Origin of the sequence: Shewanella sp. UCD-FRSSP16_17, assembly GCF_001675935.1 — a bacterium.
In the GTDB taxonomy this organism is placed as follows: Bacteria; Pseudomonadota; Gammaproteobacteria; order Enterobacterales; family Shewanellaceae; genus Shewanella; species Shewanella japonica.
This window is the reverse complement of the sequence record NZ_LZFV01000003.1, coordinates 38,783-56,841: the sequence shown is the minus strand read 5'-3', so window position 1 is coordinate 56,841 and position 18,059 is coordinate 38,783. Positions and strand designations below refer to the sequence as shown.

18 protein-coding genes are annotated in these 18,059 nt (G+C 40.3%); 8 read left to right on the top strand and 10 right to left on the bottom strand.

All coding sequences use genetic code 11. From position 1 onward, the window contains the following. Window positions 1-42: 42 nt before the first annotated feature. On the top strand, window positions 43-1,428 hold the full coding sequence (locus tag A9267_RS07715; RefSeq protein WP_065108813.1) for an alanine/glycine:cation symporter family protein: 1,386 nt from the start codon (window positions 43-45) through the stop codon (window positions 1,426-1,428). A gap of 61 nt (window positions 1,429-1,489) precedes the next feature. On the opposite strand, the gene A9267_RS07710 is transcribed toward A9267_RS07715, so the two are convergent. After that, window positions 1,490-1,981 carry a MarR family winged helix-turn-helix transcriptional regulator gene (locus A9267_RS07710; protein WP_065108812.1) on the bottom strand — a complete coding sequence of 164 codons (492 nt, stop codon included), beginning with the start codon at window positions 1,979-1,981 and terminating at the stop codon, window positions 1,490-1,492. Window positions 1,982-2,080: 99 nt separating this feature from the next. On the opposite strand from A9267_RS07710, the gene A9267_RS07705 reads away from it, so the two are divergent. After that, window positions 2,081-3,283 carry a multidrug effflux MFS transporter gene (locus A9267_RS07705; protein ID WP_065108811.1) on the top strand — a complete coding sequence of 401 codons (1,203 nt, stop codon included), beginning with the start codon at window positions 2,081-2,083 and terminating at the stop codon, window positions 3,281-3,283. A 202-nt stretch (window positions 3,284-3,485) separates the two neighbouring features. Here A9267_RS07705 and fghA read toward each other — a convergent pair whose 3' ends face one another. Next, window positions 3,486-4,322 carry an S-formylglutathione hydrolase gene (gene fghA / locus A9267_RS07700; RefSeq protein ID WP_065108810.1) on the bottom strand — a complete coding sequence of 279 codons (837 nt, stop codon included), beginning with the start codon at window positions 4,320-4,322 and terminating at the stop codon, window positions 3,486-3,488. Between the two features lie 113 nt (window positions 4,323-4,435). Further along, window positions 4,436-5,566 (bottom strand): S-(hydroxymethyl)glutathione dehydrogenase/class III alcohol dehydrogenase, encoded by a 1,131-nt coding sequence (locus A9267_RS07695; protein ID WP_065108809.1) that lies wholly within the window; start codon window positions 5,564-5,566, stop codon window positions 4,436-4,438. A gap of 143 nt (window positions 5,567-5,709) precedes the next feature. Between A9267_RS07695 and A9267_RS07690 the strand changes: the two genes are divergently transcribed. From A9267_RS07690 to A9267_RS07680, 3 genes are all read left to right on the top strand, one after another. Further along, window positions 5,710-6,585 (top strand): LysR substrate-binding domain-containing protein, encoded by an 876-nt coding sequence (locus A9267_RS07690; RefSeq protein ID WP_065108808.1) that lies wholly within the window; start codon window positions 5,710-5,712, stop codon window positions 6,583-6,585. A 215-nt stretch (window positions 6,586-6,800) separates the two neighbouring features. Further along, on the top strand, window positions 6,801-8,321 hold the full coding sequence (locus A9267_RS07685; protein WP_055025468.1) for a flavocytochrome c: 1,521 nt from the start codon (window positions 6,801-6,803) through the stop codon (window positions 8,319-8,321). Window positions 8,322-8,345: 24 nt separating this feature from the next. Beyond that, a complete protein-coding gene (locus A9267_RS07680; protein ID WP_055025469.1) occupies window positions 8,346-8,699 on the top strand; it encodes a cytochrome c3 family protein in 354 nt (117 codons plus the stop codon). 218 nt (window positions 8,700-8,917) lie between these two features. Here the strand turns inward: A9267_RS07680 and A9267_RS07675 are convergent, their stop codons facing one another. Continuing rightward, on the bottom strand, window positions 8,918-9,793 hold the full coding sequence (locus A9267_RS07675; RefSeq protein ID WP_055025470.1) for a LysR family transcriptional regulator: 876 nt from the start codon (window positions 9,791-9,793) through the stop codon (window positions 8,918-8,920). A 134-nt stretch (window positions 9,794-9,927) separates the two neighbouring features. Between A9267_RS07675 and A9267_RS07670 the strand changes: the two genes are divergently transcribed. After that, a complete protein-coding gene (locus tag A9267_RS07670; protein ID WP_065108807.1) occupies window positions 9,928-10,575 on the top strand; it encodes a TetR/AcrR family transcriptional regulator in 648 nt (215 codons plus the stop codon). Window positions 10,576-10,580: 5 nt separating this feature from the next. On the opposite strand, the gene A9267_RS07665 is transcribed toward A9267_RS07670, so the two are convergent. The 6 genes from A9267_RS07665 to rpmH all read right to left on the bottom strand — a co-directional run bounded on the left by A9267_RS07665 (window position 10,581) and on the right by rpmH (window position 15,002). Beyond that, the gene (locus A9267_RS07665; protein WP_055025472.1) at window positions 10,581-11,186 is read right to left on the bottom strand and encodes a 3'-5' exonuclease; all 606 of its coding nucleotides are present in this window, start codon (window positions 11,184-11,186) and stop codon (window positions 10,581-10,583) included. A 6-nt stretch (window positions 11,187-11,192) separates the two neighbouring features. After that, window positions 11,193-12,551: a tRNA uridine-5-carboxymethylaminomethyl(34) synthesis GTPase MnmE gene (gene mnmE, locus A9267_RS07660; RefSeq protein WP_055025473.1), complete on the bottom strand. Its 1,359-nt coding sequence runs from the start codon at window positions 12,549-12,551 to the stop codon at window positions 11,193-11,195. Between the two features lie 84 nt (window positions 12,552-12,635). Further along, complete coding sequence (gene yidC, locus A9267_RS07655; protein ID WP_055025474.1) at window positions 12,636-14,267, bottom strand: membrane protein insertase YidC; 1,632 nt, start codon at window positions 14,265-14,267, stop codon at window positions 12,636-12,638. A gap of 3 nt (window positions 14,268-14,270) precedes the next feature. Next, window positions 14,271-14,525 carry a membrane protein insertion efficiency factor YidD gene (gene yidD / locus A9267_RS21470; protein ID WP_082972277.1) on the bottom strand — a complete coding sequence of 85 codons (255 nt, stop codon included), beginning with the start codon at window positions 14,523-14,525 and terminating at the stop codon, window positions 14,271-14,273. Then, the gene (gene rnpA, locus A9267_RS07650; protein WP_055025475.1) at window positions 14,492-14,848 is read right to left on the bottom strand and encodes a ribonuclease P protein component; all 357 of its coding nucleotides are present in this window, start codon (window positions 14,846-14,848) and stop codon (window positions 14,492-14,494) included. The genes yidD and rnpA overlap by 34 nt, the downstream gene beginning before the upstream one ends. A gap of 16 nt (window positions 14,849-14,864) precedes the next feature. Beyond that, window positions 14,865-15,002: a 50S ribosomal protein L34 gene (gene rpmH / locus A9267_RS07645; RefSeq protein WP_011867659.1), complete on the bottom strand. Its 138-nt coding sequence runs from the start codon at window positions 15,000-15,002 to the stop codon at window positions 14,865-14,867. Window positions 15,003-15,450: 448 nt separating this feature from the next. On the opposite strand from rpmH, the gene dnaA reads away from it, so the two are divergent. Both dnaA and dnaN read left to right on the top strand, forming a co-directional pair. Further along, window positions 15,451-16,839 (top strand): chromosomal replication initiator protein DnaA, encoded by a 1,389-nt coding sequence (gene dnaA / locus A9267_RS07640; RefSeq protein ID WP_055025476.1) that lies wholly within the window; start codon window positions 15,451-15,453, stop codon window positions 16,837-16,839. A gap of 19 nt (window positions 16,840-16,858) precedes the next feature. After that, complete coding sequence (gene dnaN / locus A9267_RS07635; RefSeq protein WP_055025477.1) at window positions 16,859-17,959, top strand: DNA polymerase III subunit beta; 1,101 nt, start codon at window positions 16,859-16,861, stop codon at window positions 17,957-17,959. The last annotated feature ends 100 nt before the right edge of the window (window positions 17,960-18,059 follow it).

The following is an 18,059-nucleotide window of genomic DNA, read 5'->3' as shown; positions in this document are numbered from 1 at the left end:
CCGTATTTTCAATAGTTACATTTAACAAAAATATAACTTTTCATGTCTCTTGTTTCTATTACTGCCCAAATAGCCGATTTAGCTTGGGGCCCACATATGTTGGTATTACTTGTGGGCGGAGGGCTTTTTTTCCTTATTTATTCGAGGTTTATTCCGTTTCGATATATTGGTCATGCCATTAATATTGTAAGGGGTAAACATCCAGATAAAGGTGCAGAAGGGCATATTAGTCACGCTGGTGCACTCTCCAGTGCAATGGCAGGTACCGTTGGAATGGGCAACATCGGCAGTGTCGCTGTCGCAATCATGGTGGGTGGTCCAGGCGCTATTTTTTGGATGTGGATCAGTGCCATTGTTGGAATGGCGACCAAATTTTTTACTTGTACCTTAGCGATAATGTATCGAGGTAAAGATGAAAATGGCGATGTACAAGGTGGCCCTATGTACATTATTACTCAAGGGTTATCTAAAAAGTGGCACTTTTTAGCAGTTTTCTTTTGTGTTGTAGGCCTAGTGGGTAACTTTCCATTATTTAACTCTAATCAACTGGTACAGATTATTCGTGAATGGCTAATTGTAAAACCAGGATATTTTCCAGCTAATGAATCTACTTTTTGGATCGATTTATCACTGGGTATCGTCGTTATGCTGATTGTTGCTAGCGTTATTTTAGGCGGGATCAAACGTATTGCATCTGTGGCATCAAAGGTGGTGCCATTGATGATCCTCATTTATATGAGCTGTGCTTTTTATGTTATTGCGACTCATATAACTGAAATACCTCATTACTTTGCATTAATTTTTACTGAGGCTTTTTCATTAAACTCAGTTGGGGGCGGCATATTAGGTACGATGCTAATTGGCATTCGTCGTGCGGCTTTTTCAAATGAAGCGGGTATTGGTACCGAAGTGATGGCTCATGGTAGTGCGAGAACCAATGAACCTGTTAAAGAAGGCCTTGTCGCTATGCTTGGTCCAGCCATTGACACTTTGTTAGTGTGTACTGCAACAGCAATGATCATCTTGATTTCTGGGGTTTGGCAAACGGGTGAAGCACAAGGTGTTAATTTATCTGCCCAAGCGTTTGAAATGACAATGCCAGGAGTAGGGCCTTATCTGTTGATATTGTGTGTGGTGTTTTTCAGTATCAGTACCATTTTTACTCAAGCATTTTATGGTGGCCAGTGCTTTGCATTTTTATTTGGTCGTCAACGGTTACGTTTATATCAGTACTTTTTCTTGTGTGCGATTTTATTTGCTGCAACGGCAAGTATTCAAGAAATTGTTAATATTATTGATGCGGCATATGCCTTAATGGCTATTCCGACGATGACGTCTGCTATTTTACTTGCGCCAAAGGTGAGGGCAGAATCTAAACGTTACTTTGCTAAACTTGCCAATAAGTCACTGACTACAAATCATCATTAATGAATAGAAATAGATAAAATGCCAGCTAACATTTAGCTGGCATTTTTATTGCTGTTGAGTGTTAATTCCAACTCAAGAGTAGTTTACTAAGTAGTATATCTAGCTGTTTTATTTCATCTTCTGACAAAATTGCTAATTTTTTTTGTTCATTTTTATGAAGTTCAACGATGATAGCGTCAACCAGTTCTTTTCCCATTGGTGATAACTTAACCAGCTTGCTACGCTTGTCGTCTGGATTATCAAGTCTTTCTATTAGCTCAGCTTGCTTCATCCTGTTTAGGACTTTTGTTAAACCGCCTGAACTGAATAGCAGAGAGTGGTAAAGGGTGGTTGGTGACAAACAATAAGGCTCGCCACTTCTTCTTAAGGTTGCCAGAATACCGAAGTCTGCACCTTGTATTTGGTAATGACCTAATAGATCTTCGAGATCTGTTCTGATGTGATGATGAGCTCTGAGTAATTTCAGAATCGACGGAGAAATATGGTCATATGCTTCAGGCCAATTAATTTTTGTTGATTGTAAAATGCTATCGACACTTTCTTGTTTTGGCAAAATCTATTCATTTTATCAGTGGGTGTTGCAAGTAATATATCTTGCTAGAAAGGTAAAATCTAGCTAGTATCTTTCCGGAAAGGTACTTTAGAGGTGTAAATGCAACAATCCATATCTAAAAGCTTAATTCTGTTACTGGCTGCTGTTTTTGCGATGACTCCATACGCGATCGATAGTTATTTGCCAGCTATTCCAATCATTGCAACTGATTTCAATGTCGACACTTCTTTGATTGCGATTACCGTCAGCATGTATGTTTTCGGGATGGCAATTGGTCAGTTAGTCGGTGGACCACTATCTGATAAATTTGGCCGTCAGCCAATTATGTCATTAGGTTTACTGGTGTTTGGTGTATGCAGTTTAGTGTTGGCTTTAGTCGATTCTCTGGCACTTTTTTGGCTTTGGCGTTGCTTGCAATCAATTGGTGGCGGTATGGCTGTTGTTGTTGTACCTGCAACTATTCGTGATAATGCAGAAGGAAAAGAAGCGGCGAAAGTATTCTCACTTGTGATGCTAATAATGATGATAGCCCCTTCTATTGCTCCCGCCATTGGCACCTTAATTATGAAAATATCCAGTTGGCATTGGATTTTCTTATCATCTGCTATTTTAGCAATCCTTGTGGCAATCTGTGCATTTTTTGTTATGCCAAAGCATATAAAGGCTAGTGATACTATGCCTAGTACTAGCTTTAAAAGTATTCTTAAGTTCAAACCTGCGCGGGGATATTTAATTGCACAAGTATTTTCTTATGCGCTATTAATCACGTTTATTACCAATGCACCTTTTGCTTATTTAGTTAAGTTTGGTGTTAGCGAAACGCTCTTTTCAGGGTTATTTATTGCTAATGTTGTGGGAGTTGTGATCATCAATCGTTTAAATGCCTATTTGCTTAATCGTTATGATGCTGAGCAAATGCTACTGGCATTTTTAGGGTTAAAAGTGTTCGGTGGACTTGTTTTGTTCTGCTCAATTTTGATTATGCCAAATAATCTATGGTTTGCTGTTTTTGGCTTTGTTATCTGTATGGCGGCGACTGGTGGGACAATATCTAATGCAAGTGTAAGCTTTTTAAAGCACTTTGGTAGAAGTGCAGGTACTGCTTCAGCGTTAATGGGAGCTATGCAGTTTTTCATCGGCGCAATTATTAGCGGTATAACAGCATTACTGTTGAAAGACGCTTTATGGCCAATGGTGCTGATCATGTTTGGATGTTCGGTTATTGCACTTTTAGCGACATTAAAAGCTAATGCACTTAACAGAAAGATGACTGAGACAAAGATGAGTTATTGCGTTAATTAGTCTTTCTATCAAGTTATTTTCTTCATTATCAGTGCGCTTAGATGCCTAGCCTATAGTAAAGCCTCAATGTTATTCACATTGAGGCTTTACTATCTTTATAAGACTGTTATTTCTATTTTGAAACTCTAACTATGTTTCACATGGAACAATGACCTCTTTTTTAGGTAAAGGCTCATTGATCATTTTCATAGTCGCTTTCTACTTATAAATACTTTGCATGGAACCTTAAATGGTCTTCGATAAAACTACTAATGAAGTAGTAGCTATGATCGTAGCCTTCTTGCATACGCAGGGTTAAAGGGTATTCCTGTTCTTTGGCTGCATCGACTAATACTTGTGGTTTTAACTGCTCTGCTAAGAAGTTATCATCGCTACCTTGGTCCACCAGCATTGGAATAGCGGCTTGAGTAAGCTTCATTAATTCCGTGCTGTCATATTCAAGCCAATCTTGTTTATCTGTACCTAGATAACCAGTAAAAGCCTTTTGTCCCCAAGGGCAATTAATAGGATTACAAATCGGGCTGAATGCTGAGATTGACTGATAACGCTGCGGATTTTTAAGACCAATACTGATAGCACCATGACCGCCCATTGAGTGACCACTTATGCTGCGCTGCTGAGAAACAGGAAAGTGTTGTTCAATGAGTTCTGGCAACTCGTTCACAACGTAGTCATACATTTGATAATGGGTATTAAAAGGGGCTTGAGTCGCATTGACATAAAAACCTGCGCCTAGACCAAAATCATAAGCACCTTCGCTGTCGTCTGCGACATTCTCACCACGTGGGCTAGTATCAGGAGCGACAATGGCGATACCCAGTTCCGCAGCAATACGCTGAATACCTGATTTTTGCATCACATTTTCATCGGTGCAGGTTAAACCTGATAACCAATAAAGCACAGGCACTTTTTGAGTTGCCGCTTGTGGTGGTAAGTAAATGGCAAAACGCATTTGGCAATTTACCGTGTCTGAATGATGGTTATACTGCTTTAACCAACCACCGAAAACTTTATTACTGCTGACATTTTCTAACGTCATGTTGTTATCACTTCTTTTGAAAATGCCTTATCAACTGATAAGGCATATGGTTGTCTTAAGGTGTTCAATTCAGAATATGTTAGCGTTCTGAATAGATAACATTTGTGTAGATCTTACTTGTCGAAATGAATGACAGAACGAATACTTTCTCCGCTGTGCATTAAATCGAAAGCATCATTAATTCCTTCAAGGCCCATAGTGTGAGTGATGAAGTGATCTAATTTAAACTCACCATTTAGATACTGCTCAACAATGCCTGGTAATTCACTGCGCCCTTTAACACCGCCAAATGCGCTGCCTTTCCAGACTCGGCCTGTCACCAACTGGAATGGACGAGTTGAGATTTCTTGTCCTGCACCAGCAACACCAATAATCACAGACTCTCCCCAACCTTTATGACAACACTCAAGTGCGCTGCGCATCACATTGACGTTACCGATACATTCGAAAGAGAAATCAACACCACCGTCGGTTAGCTCTACAATGACATCTTGAATAGGTTTATCGTAGTTTTTAGGGTTAATGCAATCTGTCGCGCCAAGCTTTGTGGCTAGCTCAAATTTAGATTCATTTAAGTCAATACCAATAATACGTGAAGCTCCAGCCATGGTAGCGCCAATAATTGCTGATAAACCAATACCACCTAAACCAAATATGGCTACGGTATCGCCTTTTTGAACCTTAGCGGTATTAAGTACGGCGCCCATACCTGTAGTGACACCACAACCTAATAAACAGACTTCTTCTAGTGGCGCATCTTTATTCACTTTTGCAAGTGAGATTTCAGGTAATACGGTGTACTCGGAGAATGTTGAACAACCCATATAATGGAAAATGGGCTCACCATCTTTATAAAAGCGAGTAGTACCATCAGGCATTAAGCCTTTACCTTGGGTTTCACGTACTGCGCTACATAGGTTGGTTTTACCTGATGTACAGAACTTACATTTACCACACTCAGCGGTGTAAAGAGGAATAACATGGTCACCGACTTTAACACTAGTGACTCCTTCACCGACCATTTCAACAATCCCGCCACCTTCATGGCCCAGAATTGCCGGGAAAACACCTTCTGGATCATCACCTGATAGGGTAAATGCGTCAGTATGACAAACACCTGAAGCGATAATCTTTACCATCACTTCTCCCGCTTTCGGGTACATGACATCAACTTCTTCAACTGATAAAGGTTGTCTAGGTCCCCATGCAACAGCGGCTTTAGACTTAATAAATTGTGCTGACATTGTGTTTGTCCTTATTAAAGATGAACGACTAAATTGAATCTACTTAGTGTAGATGAGATTTTGTAGTGATAGAGCTATTGTATTTATTTTCTGTCAGTTGATAATAAGCTTAAATTACAAATGACTTTTACAGGTGAGTAATAATGCTGCCATGGGAAGGGGTTTATGAGTTTGTCGCAGTAGCGGAAACGGACAGTTTTACCGCTGCTGGTAAGCGTTTGTCTATTTCAACAGCCCAAGTTAGCCGTCAAATTAGTCAGATTGAAAATAGATTAAATACTAAACTTTTTTACCGTACCACCAGAAAAGTCTCTCTGACAGAAGAAGGGCAAGTTTTTTATCGGCATTGTAGGCAGGTGATTGATGGTCTCGAAGAAGCTGAGCGAGCCATCAGTAGCCTGCAAAATAAACCGCAAGGGTTAATCAAGCTGACAGCACCAGTGACCTATGGTGAGAAGTTTATCATGCCGATTGTGACTGACTATATGCAGCAATATCCTGATGTCGAAGTGATTTGTGAATTAACAAACAGGCAATTAGATTTAGTTGAGGGCGGTTATGATTTGGCTATTCGCTTAGGCCGATTACCTGACTCTAGTATGATGGCAAAGCGACTAACCAGTCGTGAGCAATTTGTGTGTGCTGCACCTGAGTATATTAATCGTTTTGGTGCGCCATATTCATTATCTGAACTGAGTCAGCATAATTGTTTAATCGGTTCGCAATCTCACTGGCACTTTAATGAATTAGGTAAGGCGAGAAGTATCAAAGTACATGGGAACCTGCAATGCAGTAGCGGTATTAGTTTATTGGATGCGGCATTAAAAGGCCTAGGAATTGTGCAATTACCTGGTTATTACGTTAAACAGGCTATTGCTGACAATGAGCTAAATGTACTACTGGCATCTTTTCAACAAGAAAAAGAAGGCATTTGGGCTTTGTACCCACAAAACCGTCATCTATCTCCTAAAGTCAGATTATTGGTAGATAAACTCACTGAATGTTTACCTAAGCAGTAATCTGTAATGTGTTATTGATTCATCTTGCTTTGAAGTAGCGATTTGGAACCTATTCCAAATCGCTATCTCACATCCATATTTGATTAAAATATGCGCTGTGGTTCATTTTTGTAAATCTACCTATTTAGATATAAGTAAACCTTGGTTGATTCCCTTTTTGGAATTGATTCCATCTTTATGATGAAGGAGTCAATTTAAAAAAAGGGTGATGACCTATGAGTAATGTAGATCTGTTAGGACGCCGTAAATTTATCGCAGGGCTTGGTGTTGCAGCAGGTGCTGCAATGGTGGCTCCAGCGATGGCTGTTTCTGAAAAAGCAGACGGTGTTAAGTGGGATAAAGAAATTGAAATCGTCATTATTGGTTCTGGCTTTGCAGGGTTAGCAGCAGGAATTGAAGCGACGAAATTGGGTGCCAAGGACGTTCATATTTTTGAAAAAATGTCCTATTTTGGAGGTAACTCAGCCATTAATGGTGGCTTATTTGCTGCACCAGGTACGCCAATGCAATCAAAAGAAGGCGTTAATGATTCTGTAGATCGTATGGTTGCAGACCAATTAGCGGCTGGACGTGGTATTGCTGACGAAGCTTTACTACGCCATGTTGCTGAGCATGCTATGGAAGCATTGCAAATGACCTTTGATGCAGGGTCTGAATATCATCCATATTTACAGCAACTCGGCGGTCATTCGGTTGCTCGAACTTACCAAACAACGGTGAGTTGTGGTGCTGGTATTACTCAGCCTTTGTTACATAAATGCCGTGAATTGGGTGTGCACACCCATAACCGTTCTAAGTTTGAAGGCTTCCTTGTCGGCGAAAAAGGTGAAGTGTTAGGCGTTAAAATGCGTGACAACTATCACTTTGGCGAAGATCAGCCTGGCAAAGTGATTAATATCCGTGCAAAACGTGGTGTGATTATGGCGACAGGAGGTTTTGCTCAAAATGTAAATCTACGTATGGCGCAAGATCCAACGTTAACTTCTGAAGTAGGTTGTACCAATGCACCAGGTGCTACAGGCGAAGGCATGTATGAAATGTTCCGCCTTGGTGCCGTCCCTGTTCATTTAGCACATATTCAGTCTGGCCCTTGGGCGTCACCTGATGAAGGTGGTTTTGGTTATGTATCTAACTATTCTATCTATAACTTCCCTCATTCTATTGCGATTAACCGTTTAACTGGTCAACGTTTTATGGATGAAATTGCTGACCGCAAAACGCGAGCTGATGCTGAACTTGCGTGCCGTGATGAACAAGGGAATGCATTACCACCTATTTTAATCACTAGCTACAAAGATTCTAAAAAGCACCCTAATACCAAAAAAGTCATTAAGTACAACGTGGGGTGGAAGTTTGATTCTGTTGAGGAATTAGCTTCGCATTTTAATGTACCGTTAAAAGCACTCAAAACTCAAATTGAAGAATATAACCAATACGTTAAATCTGGTGAAGATAAGCAGTTTGGTAAAAACATGACTAAGGCTGCAGGTAAGTATATTGAAGCGCCTTTTACCGTTGTGCGTTTATGGCCAAAAGTGCATTACTGCCAAGGTGGCGTTCAAATTAATACCAAAGCAGAAGTAAAAGACAGCTTCACGGGTGTTGCGATTCCAGGGCTTTACGCTGCTGGTGAAGTCTGTGGTGGTATCCATGGTGTAAGCCGCTTAGGAAGTTGCTCTATTCCTGAGTGTATGGTCATGGGAATGACTGCTGCTCGTAGCATGATGAAAGCGTAACCCAATTTACAAGAGGAATTATTGATGAACACATTAAAGATAATGCTTGCATTGGGATTATTATGTTTAAGTAGTGCCAGCGTTCAAGCAGTAGAAATTAGAGACCATCATAAGGAAGTGATTGGTAAGGATTGTAAAGCTTGTCATGATCAGGGGATTAAACAATTCCCTTCAGATCAAGCTTGTCAGCAGTGTCATGATGTTGATGAGTTAGCTGAAACAACAGCGCGTAGTGAAGAAGACAAGTGGCAGAATCCACATAATAACTTGCATTATGGCAAAGAGTTACCTTGCCAAGAGTGTCATGGTGAACATAAAGCGAAAAAGCCTATTTGTAGTGATTGTCACACGTTTAAATACGACAAACATAAAGAGTAGTTCTTTAGTGTTTTAGTTAACTTATAACAGCAGATAAGTCAGCAGTTGCTTATCAATTGCCTCCCCCTTTGGGTAAGATAATTGCTGATAATCAAAGCCTCTAATTCATCATCTTAGGGGCTTTTTTTATGTTTTTATTGCGGTTTATTTGTAGGTTTTATCTTATTAATAAGTACAACTTATGCTTTGATATCGAACCTTCAGTAAGGCGAGTTCACTTATTCACTGTCATCATTATGATGTGCTAGATTTTCAACATTGGCTTTAATCAACGAAATTAACTGTAAGGTTGCATCTGTTTGGGTATCAGGATTGAGATAAAGTGCTTCGTTGAATACCGGTAATATTGGCAGTCCATGCTCAACGGGATCGAGTATTTGCATTTTATCGCTGATCCGAAATTCAGCAATGGGGGCAATGGTAAGATCGTTTTCAACGGCCATACACAATGCTTGTGGTGACGGGGTTGATAGTAATACATTGATCGAGCGCATTGTTAATTGATGATTGGCAAAGACTTGCGCGCGAATTGGGCAATTTTCTGGGTACAGTGCCATAGGAATAGCGCTGCGTTTATGGGCATTACCATTCTTGGCTGCTACCCAATGAAAGCGTCGTTCAAAAAGTAACTCTCCATTAGCCGGTGTTTGCCAATGAGTTGCAACGATGACATCAAATTCACCTTGTTGTAAGCGTTTGTATAAATTTCCGCTCACGTCAGTATCAATCACTAATTCAATTCGCGTAAATTCACGAATAAATTCTAATAAACAGCTGCTTAAATATCGTTTTATATAATCTGTTGGAACTCCTAATCGAATGATCTCTCGATTTTGGCCATCTTTTAAATCATCTAAAGCTTGTGAACTTAACTGCATCATTTTATAAGCATAGTTAAGCAAAGTGACACCTGATTCAGTCAAGGTGACCCCTTTGTTATCACGGATAAGTAGTGGTTGACCAACGCTTTCTTCAAGCTTTTTAATCTGCAAACTTAATGCAGATTGAGTGCGGCAAATTTGTTCAGCAGCCTTTGATAAGTTGCCATTTTCTGCCACAGCAATAAAGCTTTCAAGCAATTCTATTTTTAGCATTATCTTTAGGAATATTGGCTATTGGAATTGTTCATAGTGGTATCAGTATTACTTAATATCGAATAAGTAAGAAGCTTGTTATTGTACGAATGTGAAGTGATAACAAATTATTGATGAAAAGTAAGGGATGCATTATGAGTAGCTGGCAACAACGAGGTGATTACTTAGTTGAAGTGTCACAGCGCTATTTAAAAGGACATAAAACCTTCGATCTTTGTCGTTCGCACTTAGTGAAGGCTAGCCAAATTTCAAAAGGAACTGTGTATAACCATTTTCCCAATGAAGCAGATTTAATTGTGGCAATGGCCATTGATGATTTAAACCATTGCTTAGCCCAAGCAAAACTTGATGAACAAGCTTATGCAGATCCACTCAATATGTTTCTGTTTCATCAATGCAGGCGTTTACATGATGCGTTAGTTAATCAACGTTTTGTGATTGAACGAGTGATGCCAAATGAAGATATTTTATCCCATGCAAGTGAGGTATATCAGCAAGCGTATCAGCAGCGCTATGATGAGTATTTTGCTTGGTTTCACCATGTGATTGATAAGATAGGTAAGATTGTTGGTTTTAATCGAGCTGAACTGGTGACGCATTATTTACGTGGCGCCATCATCAATACTGATGATGCGGGTAAAGATGGTCTTGATCCTAATTTATATTATCAATATTGCTACGCTATTACCCAGTTGCTTGGCCATTCAGATAAGCGATTACCTAAGCTTACTGTATTTAAAGATTGGCTAAGCAAAATGCCGCAACAACAATCTGCGGCATAACTATTCTATTGGCTAAGAAAAGCGATAACTTTAGCTTTTGGCATGCCTGTTATCATCTGGATATGCTCAAAAGAGATCGCTTGTTGAGGTTTATATTGCTTGATAGTTTCAAGTTGATGGAGCCATAAATGACCTGTCATGGTTGCATCTGCTAATGCTCGGTGAAAAACACCATCATTTGGCAATTGATGATAATCAACTAATGTCCCCAGTTTATGATTAGGTGCATCTTGATTTATCCTACGAGATAAGAGTAAAGAACAAGCAAATTGACCTGAGTATTGATGATTGATCCTATTGAACTCTGCGTCTAAAAATTTCTTATCAAAGCTGGCGTTATGGGCAACGAGATTAAAGTCGCCCATAAAGTCTGCAAAGCGTGCCATGACCGTTTCGCAATCATCAGCAGTTTGTAGCATTTGATTGCTAATTCCTGTGTAGTTTTCAATGAAACTATTTACCCGTCGGCCTGGGTTCATCAGTTCTTGAAATGAGTCAACCACGACACCATCTACTAATTTTACTGCACCAATTTCAATGGCTCTATCACCATTATCGGGTGATAAACCTGTGGTTTCAAAATCAAGAACGACGACATTATTTGCTGACATATTGTGTTACTTACCAATACAGAATGAACTGAAGATTTTACCGAGTAGATCATCGGAGGTAAATTTACCTGTGATTTCTGATAAGGCCATTTGCGCCATTCGGAGTTCTTCTGCAAGTAACTCGCCTGCCAAGTAAACTTCAAGTTGTTCTTTACCTAATTGCAAATGGCTTGAAGCGAGATCTAATGCCTCTAAATGACGACGACGGGCAATAAAACCACCTTCAAGGTTACTTTGATAACCCATTAAGGATTTTAAGTGTTGTTTAAGTTCGTCAACGCCTAAACCTGTCTTAGCTGAAATACGGTAAACATTGTAGCCGTGCTCATCAGTTGTCATGACAGGCTCACCCGTTAAGTCGGCTTTATTTCGCACCACAGTAACGCCAAGTTTAGCGGGGAGGCGGTCGATAAAATCTGGCCAGATTTCATGTGGATTTACGTCAGTAGTTGTGGTGCCATCAACCATAAATAGCACTCGGTCTGCTGTGGCTATTTCATCCCAAGCACGTTCGATACCTATTTTTTCAACCGTATCGGCTGTATCACGTAAGCCTGCAGTATCGATAATATGCAATGGCATGCCATCTAAGTGGATATGCTCACGCAGTACATCACGTGTGGTACCCGCAATTTCGGTTACAATGGCTGATTCTTTACCAGCAAGAGCATTTAACAGACTAGATTTACCCGCATTAGGACGTCCTGCAATGACTACTTTCATTCCTTCACGGATAATCGAGCCTTGTTTAGCACTGGCTTGAACTGAATCGAGTTTGTCGATGATGTTATAAAGTGAATTAGCAATTTTACCATCAGATAAGAAGTCGACTTCTTCATCAGGGAAGTCAATCGCTGCTTCGACGTATAAACGCAAGTTAGTGACTTGTTCGACAAGTTGGTGTACTTCATCTGAGAACTCACCTTGGAGCGAGTTTAAGGCGCTTTTAGCGGCCTGTTCGCTGGTGGCATCAATTAAGTCAGCGATAGCTTCAGCTTGGGTTAAATCAAGCTTGTCATTCATAAAGGCCTGCTCACTGAACTCACCTGGTTTAGCAATGCGAAGACCATCCACTTCCATTACACGCTTTATGAGCATGTCTAAAACGATTTGACCACCATGGCCTTGAAGCTCTAATACATCTTCACCAGTAAAGGAGTTAGGCCCTTTAAAGAACAAAGCAATTCCTTGGTCAATAACATCACCAGCAGCATTTTTAAAATCGCAATAATCGGCATAACGGGTTTTAGGTAAATGGCCTAACACCTGTTGTGCTACATCAGCGGCTTTATCACCCGAAATACGAATGATACCTACACCGCCACGACCTGGTGCGGTTGCTTGTGCCACGATAGTGTCTGTCATTGAGGAAAACCTTTGTTTAAATTTAATAAATGAAAAGGCGGCTCAATAGCCGCCTTTAAAGATTATATCAGTTTGAGCTATGACTTATTTTAAGCCTTTTTTCTCAAGACCTGCATAAATAATCTTTTGTTGTGTGATTGCGACTAAGTTACCTACTAACCAGTAAAGTACTAGACCTGATGGGAACCATAGGAAGAATACTGTAAAGATAACTGGCATCCATTGCATCATTTTCACTTGCATTGGATCCATGGTTGGTGCCATTGGCTGCATTTTTTGCATTAACCACATAGACACACCCATTAGTAGTGGCAATACGTAGTAAGGATCTTGAACCGATAAATCGTCAATCCAAAGCATGAATGGCGCATGGCGTAACTCATAACTTTCTAGTAATACCCAGTATAGTGCAATGAAAATTGGCATTTGTAGCAAGATTGGAAGACAGCCGCCCATAGGGTTAACTTTCTCTTTCTTGTACAACTCCATCATTGCTTGACCCATCTTCTGACGGTCATCACCAAAGCGTTCTTTTAACTCTGCAAGCTTAGGCTGCAAGTTACGCATCTTAGCCATTGAAGTGTATTGCGCTTTTGTAAGTGGGTATAAAATACCACGTACAGAAAGCGTAATTAGGATAATTGCAACACCCCAGTTAGTGACAATCGACTGGAAGAACATCAATAGTTTGTAGATAGGAATTGCTAGCCACCAAAGGAAGCCGTAATCAACAACTAAGTTTAATGTTTCAGAAATGTCTGAAAGTGCTTTTTGGTCTTTAGGACCAACGAAGAACTGAGCACTAATCGTTTGTTGTGCACCAGGAGCAATATCATGTACTGCGCCGCGGAAACCAATATTAGCTTGGCCACCCGCACTCATGCTAGAGAAGATAGTATTTGAATCGTTTGCTGGTGGTACCCAAGCTGACACGAAGTAATGTTGAAGCATCGCTGCCCAACCACCTAATGTTTGTTGGTTTAGGTTACTCTTAGCAATATCTTCAAAGTCATATTTTTCATAGCGTACACTTTGAGTCGAGAATGCTGCACCACGGTATGTTGGCATCATCATGCTACTTTCAGATGCTTGTACCGTTTGTTTAATTTGACCGTACATTTGCATTTGAAGCGGCGCTGAAGTGGTGTTATTTACGTTGTAATCAACAGTCACATCAAATTGGCCACGGGTGAAAGTAAATACTTTGGTATAGCTTGCGCCATTTGCATCCACATAACTTAATGGTACAGATAACGTATCTTGACCATCAGCTAGTTGATAAAGTTCTGACTCTGCAGAGAAGTGTGCACGTCCGTGAGTACTGCTATCAATACCATCACGACCGATTAAACCACTTTGAGAAATATAGTTGAATGCGCCATTTTGCTCTAAAAGAACAAATGGGTCATTACTATCAATTTCAACTTTATGGTCAACCAAAGCAGCATAAACAATATCACCGCCGACTGGGTCAATTTTAATGTCTAACTGATCGGTTTTAACTTCAATCAGATTTTGAGTTGCCGGTAATTGAACAGGCATACTTGAATCTGCATCGGGTACATCGCTATTGCTGTGCGATGGTACATCATTCGTTTGAGCAACCGTAGTTTGTGTCGCGACTGGTTGCGGTGCTTTATCGTCTTGCCATGCTTGCCAAAGTAAAAAACTGACAAACAGTAGTGCGATAAGCATTAAATTGCGTTGAGATTCCATAGCCTATTTGTTACACCTGTCATTTTTAGGGGGGACGGGATCACTTCCGCCGGGATGTAAAGGGTGACATTTTAGTATGCGTTTCGCTGCAAGCCAACAACCTTTCACTGTTCCATGCATTTTTATTGCGTCAATCGCATAATAAGAGCACGTTGGGTTGAATCTACAGCGAGGACCCAGCATGGGGCTGATAAGAAGTTGGTAACCACGAACAGCCTTAATGGCTAGCCATTGTAACGGCGACTGAGCTTGCGCCATAACTTCTCTGTTAACTTGTGTAATTCTGCATTTTCCATATCGACCACACCATTTCTAACCAAGACAACAATATCAAGATTTGGAATGTCGTGCTGATTTAAACGGAAATTTGTTCTGATTATTCGCTTAATTCGGTTGCGATCACTGGCATTTTTAACAAAACGTTTTGCAACTGTTAATCCAATACGAGGATGTTGTTCAGAATTAGGTACAGCGAGCAGAGTTATTTCAGCAGAAGATGCTTTGATAGGATTTGAGAATACAGATTTAAATTGCGCGGGAGTTAACAGACGTAACTCCCGCGTAAAAGCATAGCTAGTCACTATGGTTATCTACTGATTAAGCAGATAAACGAGCGCGACCTTTTGCACGACGACGTGCAATCACTTTACGGCCGCCTACAGTGGCCATACGTGCGCGGAAGCCGTGAGAACGCTTACGCTTCAGGTTGCTTGGTTGAAAAGTACGTTTACTCATTTTGGCAATCCGTATATTTAGTAGTTAATAAACCTTACATTCTTAAAATAAGAGGTAAGGGCAAAAAAGAGGCCGAATTGTAATCACTTTAATCACTACCGTCAACAAGGAAAGTGGCTATATGAACAATTTTTACCTAATTAACTTTGAGGCAAACATCAAAAATGCACTATACAGTGTGGATAACTCTGTGTACCAACACTATATGTAGTGGATCAAAGGCTGTTTAACCAGATCAAAGCGCGGCTATTATAGATCAAGAGTGATCGGTTAATAAAGCAGGATCTGTGAACAAATCACATTAATTGGATCGTTTTTGATCTTTAAAGATCACAGATATCCACATACAATGATCTGCTTGGGGATAAAATTTTTTTTATCGATAGCGATCATTGAGATCTAACGATAGAATAGCCCTCCTTCAACAAACGATATTAAGGAATATTAAGTGGCGGTTTCACTTTGGCAACAATGTATCGGCAGGCTGCAAGACGAACTTTCTGCGCAGCAATTCAGTATGTGGATCCGTCCGTTACAGGCTGAAATGGATGGCGATACCTTGGTACTTTATGCACCTAATCGTTTTGTACTTGATTGGGTTCGAGATAAGTACATCAATATCATTAATCAATTTTTTACCGAACAGTTAGGTGGTAATGCCCCTAAACTGCGCTTTGATATTGGTAGCCGCCCGTCTGCAGTGAGAGCGCCTGAGCCTGTAAAAGCAGAAGTTAGGCCAACACAAAGCACACAAACTAAGCAACGTGTTAGCACTGCGTTTAATACTCAAGCGGAACCCGTTGAGCATGCTAACCACCGCAGTAATATCAATCCTACTTATCAGTTTGATAATTTCGTTGAAGGTAAATCAAACCAATTAGGTAAAGCTGCTGCACTGCAAGTGGCAGAAAATCCTGGCGGTGCTTATAACCCGTTATTTTTATATGGCGGCACCGGTTTAGGTAAAACCCATTTATTACATGCTGTAGGCAACGGGATTATCAAAAACAATCCCAATGCAAAAGTGGTCTACATGCATTCAGAACGCTTTGTGCAAGACATGGTTAAAGCGCTACAAAATAATGCTATTGAAGACTTTAAACGTTATTACCGTAGTGTTGATGCGCTTTTTATTGATGATATTCAATTCTTTGCCAATAAAGATCGTTCACAAGAAGAATTCTTTCATACCTTCAATGCACTATTAGAGGGTAACCATCAGATCATTTTGACTTCGGATAAATACCCGAAAGAAATTGATGGGGTTGAAGATCGCTTAAAATCACGTTTTGGTTGGGGCTTAACAGTTGCTATCGAACCACCTGAGCTTGAAACCCGTGTAGCGATTTTAATGCGTAAAGCACAAGAAAGTGGCATTAATTTGCCTGATGAAGTGGCATTTTTCATTGCCAAACGTTTACGTTCAAATGTGCGTGAATTAGAAGGGGCGTTAAATCGTGTTATTGCGAATGCTAACTTTACCGGCCGACCAATTACGATTGATTTTGTCCGTGAAGCATTACGTGATTTACTCGCGCTACAAGAAAAGTTAGTGACCATAGATAATATTCAAAAAACGGTTGCTGAATATTACAAAATCAAAATGGCTGATATGCTATCTAAACGTCGCTCTCGCAGTGTAGCGAGACCTCGTCAAGTCGCGATGGCATTATCAAAAGAGTTAACAAACCAAAGTTTACCTGAAATTGGTGACGCCTTTGGGGGTCGTGATCATACTACCGTATTACACGCATGCAGAAAAATTGCCCAATTGCGTGAAGAAAGTCATGACATTAAAGAAGATTATGCTAACTTGATACGTACATTATCTTCTTAATATCAGGAAATTGAGACGAATGAAATTTTCAATTGATAGGGATGCCCTATTAAAACCACTTCAATTAGTGTGTGGTGCAGTAGAAAGACGCCACAACTTACCTATTTTATCAAATTTACTTGTCGAAGTTAGTGAGTCCTCACTTAAGCTTACAGGTACTGATTTAGAAGTAGAACTTGTTGGCCAAGCGGCCATTCAAGGTGAAGTTGAAACTGGCCGAACAACCGTGCCAGCTAAAAAGCTACTCGATATCGTCAAGTCACTTCCTGAACAAGTCGAAATCAAAATTGAGCAGCAAGATAACAAGTGGCTATTACGTTCTGGTCGTAGTCGTTTTTCACTGGCGACTTTACCTGCAAGTGATTACCCCAATGTTGAAGCCTTTGAAGCCGATATCGAGTTTAGTCTTAAACAAGGTACATTGAAGTCGATTATTGATTCGACCCAGTTCTCAATGGCGAACCAAGATGTTCGATACTATTTAAATGGCTTACTTTTTGAAACTGCGGGTAACTCGTTAAAAGCGATTGCGACAGATGGACACCGTCTAGCATTAAGTCATCGTAATATCGACATTAGCCTTCCTGAAAAGCAAGTCATCGTGCCACGTAAAGGTGTGGTTGAAATGTCTCGCTTACTTGAAAGTGAGGACAGTGAAATTACCATTGCTATTGGTGATAGCGCCATTCGTGCAACAACGCAAAATGCTGTATTTACCAGTAAGCTTGTTGATGGACGTTTTCCTGATTACCGCCGAGTATTACCAAAAGGCGGCGATAAAATTGTGGTGGCGAGCCGTAATCATTTAAAACAAGCGCTCACACGTGCATCGATTTTATCCAATGAAAAGTTTCGTGGCGTGCGTATTCAGCTTGAACCAGGATTATTACGTATAACTGCGAATAACCCAGAGCAAGAAGAAGCGGAAGAGATCATTGATGTTGAATACAATGCTGACAACCTAGAAATAGGATTTAACGTGAGTTATTTACTCGATGTATTGAACAATTTAGCCAGTGATGATGTCAGAATCACGCTGATTGATGGAAACTCAAGCGCATTAATAGAAAACCACGTCGAAGAAGATTCAATGTATGTGGTTATGCCTATGCGTTTATAATGTAAGATAACGTTTCACGACGTTTTAGAACCCAAAAAGGTGCTAGATTAAGGCACCTTTTTTAGTTTTACTGCATCACCATAGGTTTGAGAAATTAGCA

Bases quoted from the DNA above. Each gene is read 5' to 3' on its own strand.
- A9267_RS07715 (WP_065108813.1), top strand. From the start codon at position 43: ATGTCTCTTGTTTCTATTACTGCCCAAATAGCCGATTTAGCTTGGGGC.
- yidD (WP_082972277.1), bottom strand. From the start codon at position 14,525: ATGGCGCAAGCTCAGTCGCCGTTACAATGGCTAGCCATTAAGGCTGTT.
- A9267_RS07665 (WP_055025472.1), bottom strand. From the start codon at position 11,186: ATGTCAGCAAATAATGTCGTCGTTCTTGATTTTGAAACCACAGGTTTA.
- mnmE (WP_055025473.1), bottom strand. From the start codon at position 12,551: ATGACAGACACTATCGTGGCACAAGCAACCGCACCAGGTCGTGGCGGT.
- A9267_RS07670 (WP_065108807.1), top strand. From the start codon at position 9,928: ATGAGTAGCTGGCAACAACGAGGTGATTACTTAGTTGAAGTGTCACAG.
- A9267_RS07685 (WP_055025468.1), top strand. From the start codon at position 6,801: ATGAGTAATGTAGATCTGTTAGGACGCCGTAAATTTATCGCAGGGCTT.
- yidC (WP_055025474.1), bottom strand. From the start codon at position 14,267: ATGGAATCTCAACGCAATTTAATGCTTATCGCACTACTGTTTGTCAGT.
- dnaN (WP_055025477.1), top strand. From the start codon at position 16,859: ATGAAATTTTCAATTGATAGGGATGCCCTATTAAAACCACTTCAATTA.
- A9267_RS07675 (WP_055025470.1), bottom strand. From the start codon at position 9,793: ATGCTAAAAATAGAATTGCTTGAAAGCTTTATTGCTGTGGCAGAAAAT.
- fghA (WP_065108810.1), bottom strand. From the start codon at position 4,322: ATGACGTTAGAAAATGTCAGCAGTAATAAAGTTTTCGGTGGTTGGTTA.
- A9267_RS07695 (WP_065108809.1), bottom strand. From the start codon at position 5,566: ATGTCAGCACAATTTATTAAGTCTAAAGCCGCTGTTGCATGGGGACCT.
- rpmH (WP_011867659.1), bottom strand. From the start codon at position 15,002: ATGAGTAAACGTACTTTTCAACCAAGCAACCTGAAGCGTAAGCGTTCT.
- A9267_RS07680 (WP_055025469.1), top strand. From the start codon at position 8,346: ATGAACACATTAAAGATAATGCTTGCATTGGGATTATTATGTTTAAGT.
- A9267_RS07690 (WP_065108808.1), top strand. From the start codon at position 5,710: ATGCTGCCATGGGAAGGGGTTTATGAGTTTGTCGCAGTAGCGGAAACG.
- A9267_RS07705 (WP_065108811.1), top strand. From the start codon at position 2,081: ATGCAACAATCCATATCTAAAAGCTTAATTCTGTTACTGGCTGCTGTT.